Origin of the sequence: Candidatus Burkholderia verschuerenii, assembly GCF_001189365.1 — a bacterium.
GTDB classification, from domain to species: domain Bacteria; phylum Pseudomonadota; class Gammaproteobacteria; order Burkholderiales; family Burkholderiaceae; genus Caballeronia; species Caballeronia verschuerenii.
In genome coordinates, this window is the sequence record NZ_LFJJ01000260.1 from 1 (window position 1) to 6,413 (window position 6,413).

Here is a 6,413-nt window from a genome sequence, read left to right on the forward strand (position 1 = left end):
CTCAACTTCCCGAACCGCCCGGTGCGGACCCGCACGCCGGGTGGTGTGGCAGGGTGGTGTGGCAGGGTGGTGTGGCAGGGTGGTGTGGCAGGGGACCGGCCAGCTTGCTGGCCGCCCCTATGCCGATTTGATACTGCGCGTAACTTACGCCTTCGAATCCAGCGCCTTGTCGAGCAGCTGATCCAGTTCGGCGAAGGTCGGCTCGCCGACATAGCGCTTCAGAATCTTGCCGTTCTTATCCACGACGAAGGTCGTCGGCGTCAGTTGCACGTTGCCGAATTCCTTGGCGGCGCTGCCGTCGTCCATCGCGACCTTGAACGGCAGATTGCGCGACTGCGCGTAATTGTTCACGTACATCGGCGCATCGTAGTTCATCGCGACGGCGACGAATTCCAGGCCGCGGCCCTTGAACTTGTTGTACGTGTCGATCATCTGCGGCATTTCCTTCATGCAGGTCTCGCAGCTGGTCGCCCAGAAGTTGATCAGGTAGACCTTGCCTTTCAAGTCGGCGGCCGTCGAAATCTTCTGGCCCGAAAGAAGCGTAAAGGTCGCGTCCGGCACCTTCTGCTGGCCGCCGAAGGCGAAGTAGCCGGTGCCGGCGATCACGCCCGCGACGAGCGCCATCGCGACGTAGCGCAGCGGGCCTCGCTTGGCGCGCGGAGTGGAATCTTGCGTGGCTTGGGACATGACGGATACCTCGAAATCGCCGGAACGCGCGCCCTAAGGATGGAGGGGCACGATTGCGCTGGAACAGTTGCTGCGTATTCTAGCGCCGATTTCGAGATGAAGTCGTGACGCGCCGTTAGCCTCGGCATCGCGGCGCGATAATGACACTTTTTAACGCAGCGGTATCTCATGAAGCGAGTTTTCTCTCTCAGCCGTCTCTCCACGCGACTTCCCATTCCCATCACGCTGTCTCGTCCGGCCGATTCGCGATTCGCCACCGTTTTGCGCGCGGGCCTGTGCGCATCTGTCGCATGCGGCGCGCTGGTCGCCTGCACGCCGGCCTACGACTGGCGTACGGTGATGAACAACGACGACGGTTACGAAGTCACCTTGCCCGCCAAGCCGCACGCGGCGGAACGCAAGATCCAGATCGCCGGCCAGCCGATGACGATGCGCATGCAAACCGCCGAAACCGACGATGTCGTGTTCGCGGTCGGCACGGTCGAATTGCCGAGCGCCGACCCGGCGCTGCAACGCGCGACGCTCGACTATCTGCAGCAGGGACTGGCGCGCAACGTCAACGCACAAGCGGCCGCGCGCGCGACGCAGATCGATCTCGCGGCAGGCGGGCGCGTGATCGGAAGCGAAATGGTGGTGGAGGGCAAGAGCGACGACAAGCAGGGCGCGCGGACCATTCCCGCGCGTTTCGTCGCCAAGGGCATGCACGTCTATCAGGTCGCGATCGTGGCCGAAAAGTCGCCGCCGTCGGATCAGGCAGATCAGTTCTTTTCGTCCTTCAAACTGTTCTAGAGGCGGCACTCTAATTTCCGCACGAGTGCGCTAAGAGACGTCTTAGGCAGCGTGCGAATCTGAAGGTTTCATCGCAGGTTTCAGACGTAAACTTCAGATTTATCTACGCTTTTTTCTCTATCCACAGTGTCTGTGGATAACTGTGTGGAAAAGATTGTGCGCCAGCGCTCAAAAGCCCAATCCGCGCGGTTTACCTTACTTTGCCTCCGTTCGCGGCAAGTTAAATAGTTCAATAAAATCAATGGTCTGCGAATACGACAAAAAGTAGGGCTCAGGTAGGACGAAAAAGCGCCCCGGATCGGCTCCGTGTGCATAAGTCAAGTCTTGACAGACAATTTTTCGCACAGCATTGCGCGGGCCTGCTTTATTTCGCCTATTCAAGCGATGGACAAAACGCGCCGATATTGCACCGCCTCGGCTACATGCGCGGCACTCGGCGTATCCGCGCCTGCCAGATCCGCGATGGTCCGCGCGACTTTTCAGCACGCGGTAATGCCAGCGCGCCGACCAGCCAAAGCGCTCGCCCGCCGCGCGCAGCAAGGCTTCGCTGTCCGGCGACAGGCGGCGGACGTCGTCGGCTTCGCGGCCGTCGAGTTCGCGATTGGTCTTGCCCTGCCGACGAAGCTGCGAGTCGCGCGCCGCCGCGACGCGCATCGCCACGGGCGCGCTGGCCTCGCCGCGTTGCGCGCCACGCGCCGACAATTCGGCAGGCGACAGCGCGGGCAGTTCGATCTGAATATCGATGCGATCCATCAGCGGCCCGGACAGCTTGCGCAGATAACGCGTCGCGACGTCCGGCGAGCAGCGGCATCGGCCGCTCGGATCGCCGCGCCAGCCGCAGGGGCACGGGTTCATCGCGGCGACCAATTGGCACGCCGCGGGGAAATCCGCCTGCTGCGCCGCGCGCGAAATGGTGATGCGGCCCGCTTCGAGCGGTTCGCGCAGCGTCTCCAGCACCTTGCGATCGAATTCGGGCAGTTCGTCCAGGAAAAGCACGCCGAGATGCGCCAGCGTGATTTCGCCCGGTTGCGGCGGATTGCGCCCGCCGACCAGCGCCACCGAACTCGACGAATGATGCGGCGCGCGGAACGGCCGCTGCCGCCATTGCGCTGGCGTGAAGCCGAGCGAGCTGGCCGACAGGATCGCGGCCGAGGTGAGCGCTTCGTCGTCGGTCATCGGCGGGAGAAGGCCGGGCAGGCGCGCGGCGAGCATCGACTTGCCCGCGCCGGGCGGCCCGACCATCAGCAGATGATGACCGCCAGCCGCCGCGACTTCGAGCGCCCGCCGCGCCGCAGGATGGCCGATGACATCCGCGAGATCGGGCGACGGCACGCCCGCCGCCTGTAAAGGCTCGACGGCCTGCACCGGTCTGAGGCGCGCGTCGGGCTTGCGGTTCAGATTCGCGCACAGCGACGGCAGATCGGCCGCGCCGTACACGTCGATGCCGGGCACCAGCGACGCTTCCGCCGCGCTCGACAGCGGCACGTAGACCTCGGGCGCGCGTTCGGCGCCGGCGTACTGACGCGCCGCGCCGCAGACCATCGCGAAGGCGCCGCGCATCGGCCGCAGCGCGCCGGTCAGCGACAGTTCGCCCGCGAACTCGCGATGTTCCAGCGATTCGGGCGGAATCTGTCCGCTTGCGGCGAGGATGCCGAGCGCGACCGGCAAGTCGAAGCGCCCCGTCTCCTTCGGCAGATCGGCAGGCGCGAGATTGACGGTGATCCGGCTGACGGGAAAGTCGAAGCCGCAATTCTGCAAGGCGGCGCGCACGCGCTCGCGGCTTTCGCGGACTTCGAGATCGGGCAATCCGACGATGGAAAACGACGGCAACCCGTTGGACAAATGAACTTCGACGACGACTTCCGGCGCGCGCCCAGGGGCGGGCGCGCGGCTGCGCACCACGGCAAGCGACATGATTTCACCCGAATCGGCGCCCGCGCGACGGCGGCGCCCGCAACAAAACTAGACCTTCACGGCTCGCTCGCCGAGGTGGCTCAAGACAGGACGTTCAGTCCTGCGGCGCGGAGCCGCCGGCCAGACGCTGCTCCAGTTGCGCGACGCGCTTTTCCAGTTCTTCCAGACGCGCGCGGGTACGCACCAGCACTTGCGTCTGCGTGTCGAATTCCTCGCGGGTGACCAGATCGAGCTTGGAGAAGCCCTGCGCCAGCATGGCCTTCATGTTCTTTTCGACGTCCTTGGCGGGCGAATTCTGGAGGAACTCGCTCATCTTCTGCTGCAGATCGTTGAACACGTCGTTGGGCTGCTTCATTGTGTTTCTCCCTTCTTGCACAAAAAAAGTGCAGTCATTGTTAGGTCAGTGCCCCGAAATATCGAATGCTCGATTTTGGTGCGCGCCGAGAACCGGCTAGCGCGCAGCGAAGCACCTTTCAGGCGCCGCGATTTTAGCGCCGCCGCGCCGTCGCGATTTCCGCCCATGCCCCTTTTTACGGGACCTCGCGACCACTCTAGCAACGAACCCCCACCCGCGCCAGCATGCGCGGCGTGCTTTGGCCATTCGGCCGACCCCTCGGCGGGTAGTTTCCGCGAATCGCGCAAACCCGCATGAACACTCGCATGGCATACGAGTTGCATAAGTGGCGCGGCCCTTTTCTGCAACCCGCTTCCGTACGGCCAAACCATCCGGCCGATGCGACAGGCGGCCGGACCAGGCATCGAGGGGAACAGGGCACACCACACCGATGGATACATGAAGCTCATTACCGCAATCATCAAGCCGTTCAGGCTCGACGAGGCGCGCGAAGCGCTTTCGGCGATCGGCGTCTCGGGCATCACGGTGACCGAGGTGAAAGGCTTCGGCCGCCAGAAGGGGCACACGGAGTTGTACCGGGGCGCGGAGTATGTCGTCGACTTCCTGCCCAAGGTGAAGATCGAAGCAGCCGTGTCGGACGATATCGTCGATCAGGCGATCGAGGCCGTGGAGCGCGCCGCGCGCACGGGCAAGATTGGCGACGGCAAGATTTTCGTCACCGCAATCGAGCAGGTCATCCGCATCCGCACCGGCGAGACCGGCGCCGATGCTCTTTAACTCAACATCGGCGAAGCAAACGAACGCTAGCGAAGAAACAAGCGACAAGAGGAAACAGAAGAATGCGTAACTTTTTGATGTCACTGATGGTGGCGGGCGCGCTGATCGGCGCGAATGTCGGCACCGCTCTCGCCCAGGACGCGTCCGCTCCGGCCGCCGCCTCGGCACCCGCGTCGTCCGATACCGCTGCAAGTTCACCGGCTTCCGCCAATACGGCGTCGGCCTCCTCGGCGGAAGCCGCATCGGCTGCAGAAGCCGCGTCGGGCGCATCGGATGCCGCTCCCGCCGCGCCGACCGAGCCGGTCATGGTCGATTCGTCGAAGATCAGCGCGGGTGATACCGCGTGGATGTTGACCTCCGTCGCACTCGTGCTGTTCATGACGATTCCGGGCATCGCGCTGTTCTACGCGGGCATGGTGCGCAAGAAGAACGTGCTCGCCACGGTCATGCAGAGCTTCGCGATCTGCTGTCTGGTGACGATCATCTGGACGATCGTCGGCTACAGCCTCGCGTTCACGCCGGGCGGCTCGTTCCTGGGCGGCTTCTCGCGCGTGTTCCTGCACGGCATGGCCTACATCAAGGGCGACAAGGCGACGACGCTCACCGTCAGCCATCTGGCCGTGACGATTCCCGAGTCCGTCTACTTCGCCTTCCAACTGACCTTCGCGATCATCACCCCGGCGCTCATCACCGGCGCGTTCGCCGATCGTATGAAGTTCTCCGCGATGCTCGTGTTCATGGGCCTGTGGTCGCTGATCGTCTACTCGCCGATCGCGCACATGGTCTGGGAACCGACCGGCTGGCTCGCGTCGGCGGGCGTGCTCGACTTCGCGGGCGGCACGGTGGTTCACATCAACGCCGGTATCGCGGGCCTGATGTGCTGTCTGGTGCTCGGCAAGCGCACCGGCTACGGCCGCGAAGTGATGGCGCCGCACAACCTCGTGCTCTCGCTGATCGGCGCATCGATGCTGTGGGTGGGCTGGTTCGGCTTCAACGCGGGTTCGGCGGTCGCGGCTGACGGCCGTGCCGGCTTCGCGATGCTCACGACGCAGATCGCCACGGCATTCGCCGCCTTCGGCTGGATGTTCGCGGAGTGGATCAGCAAGGGCAAGCCGTCGGTGCTCGGCATCATCTCGGGCGCGGTGGCGGGTCTGGTGGCGGTGACGCCGGCGTCGGGCTTCGTCGGCGTGACGGGCGCGATCGTGATTGGCATCGTGGCGGGCGTGGTCTGCTTCTGGTCGGCGACGTGGCTCAAGCACAAGTTCGGCTACGACGATTCGCTCGATGCGTTCGGCGTGCACGGCGTGGGCGGGATTCTCGGCGCGCTGCTGACGGGCGTGTTCGCGGTGAAGGACATCGGCGGCTTCGACGGCTCGGTGCTCGTTCAGGCGAAGGGCGTGCTCGTGACGCTGGTCTACTCGGGCGTCGTCAGCTTCGTGTTGCTGAAGATCATCGACATGGTCATGGGCCTGCGCGTCACGGAAGAAGAAGAGCGCGAAGGTCTCGACGTCACGCTGCACGGCGAGCACGTCGAGTAATGATCGAAGCGCCGGACGCCTCGCGCGGTCCGGCGCATGCAAAAGTTGCAGCGAAGCGGATCGGGGATGCACGCCGGTCCGCCGCTCGAAAGAACGAGCGCAGCGATTTGGCCCGCCTCCATGGCGGGGTTTTTTTGTGCGCCCAGCATGGGCGCACTCTTGCGGGTGCAAGTCGCGCGGCAAGTTGACCACAGCGAGCGAAGTGAAGCGCAACTGCGGAAGGGCAACCGACCGTGGGGAGGAAGCGTGGAGCGAAACTGCGGGCCGATGAACAAGAACCGGATAGAAGGCGCTGCCGAGCAGGGCGAGCGGGCAAGAAGCCGCGAAGCTCTTGTGGTCAACGCAAAGCAGCG

At 64.4% G+C, this 6,413-nt stretch carries 6 protein-coding genes and 1 pseudogene; 4 read left to right on the top strand and 3 right to left on the bottom strand.

Annotation, left to right across the window (positions count from 1 at the left end):
- Positions 1–144: 144 nt before the first annotated feature.
- On the bottom strand, positions 145–687 hold the full coding sequence (locus BVER_RS26875) for a peroxiredoxin family protein (RefSeq protein ID WP_050455856.1): 543 nt from the start codon (positions 685–687) through the stop codon (positions 145–147).
- A 168-nt stretch (positions 688–855) separates the two neighbouring features.
- Here BVER_RS26875 and BVER_RS26880 point away from each other — a divergent pair, with 168 nt between their 5' ends.
- Positions 856–1,476, top strand: a complete 621-nt coding sequence (locus tag BVER_RS26880; RefSeq protein WP_232316836.1) for a hypothetical protein — start codon at positions 856–858, stop codon at positions 1,474–1,476.
- A gap of 377 nt (positions 1,477–1,853) precedes the next feature.
- Here the strand turns inward: BVER_RS26880 and BVER_RS26885 are convergent.
- Together BVER_RS26885 and BVER_RS26890 are read right to left on the bottom strand one after the other, a co-directional pair.
- A pseudogene (locus BVER_RS26885) lies at positions 1,854–3,390 on the bottom strand (YifB family Mg chelatase-like AAA ATPase).
- Between the two features lie 94 nt (positions 3,391–3,484).
- A complete protein-coding gene (locus BVER_RS26890) occupies positions 3,485–3,745 on the bottom strand; it encodes an accessory factor UbiK family protein (RefSeq protein ID WP_050455857.1) in 261 nt (86 codons plus the stop codon).
- A gap of 438 nt (positions 3,746–4,183) precedes the next feature.
- Between BVER_RS26890 and BVER_RS26895 the strand changes: the two genes are divergently transcribed.
- The 3 genes from BVER_RS26895 to BVER_RS34690 all read left to right on the top strand — a co-directional run.
- Positions 4,184–4,522 (top strand): P-II family nitrogen regulator, encoded by a 339-nt coding sequence (locus BVER_RS26895; protein WP_050455858.1) that lies wholly within the window; start codon positions 4,184–4,186, stop codon positions 4,520–4,522.
- A 62-nt stretch (positions 4,523–4,584) separates the two neighbouring features.
- Positions 4,585–6,060, top strand: coding sequence for an ammonium transporter (locus BVER_RS26900; RefSeq protein ID WP_050455859.1), 1,476 nt, complete (start codon positions 4,585–4,587; stop codon positions 6,058–6,060).
- Between the two features lie 36 nt (positions 6,061–6,096).
- On the top strand, positions 6,097–6,413 hold a 317-nt coding region (locus BVER_RS34690; protein WP_502255039.1), incomplete at its 3' end, for a hypothetical protein.

Coding starts and splice junctions, on each gene's coding strand:
- BVER_RS26875 (WP_050455856.1), bottom strand. CDS start 687: ATGTCCCAAGCCACGCAAGATTCCACTCCGCGCGCCAAGCGAGGCCCG.
- BVER_RS26880 (WP_232316836.1), top strand. CDS start 856: ATGAAGCGAGTTTTCTCTCTCAGCCGTCTCTCCACGCGACTTCCCATT.
- BVER_RS26890 (WP_050455857.1), bottom strand. CDS start 3,745: ATGAAGCAGCCCAACGACGTGTTCAACGATCTGCAGCAGAAGATGAGC.
- BVER_RS26895 (WP_050455858.1), top strand. CDS start 4,184: ATGAAGCTCATTACCGCAATCATCAAGCCGTTCAGGCTCGACGAGGCG.
- BVER_RS26900 (WP_050455859.1), top strand. CDS start 4,585: ATGCGTAACTTTTTGATGTCACTGATGGTGGCGGGCGCGCTGATCGGC.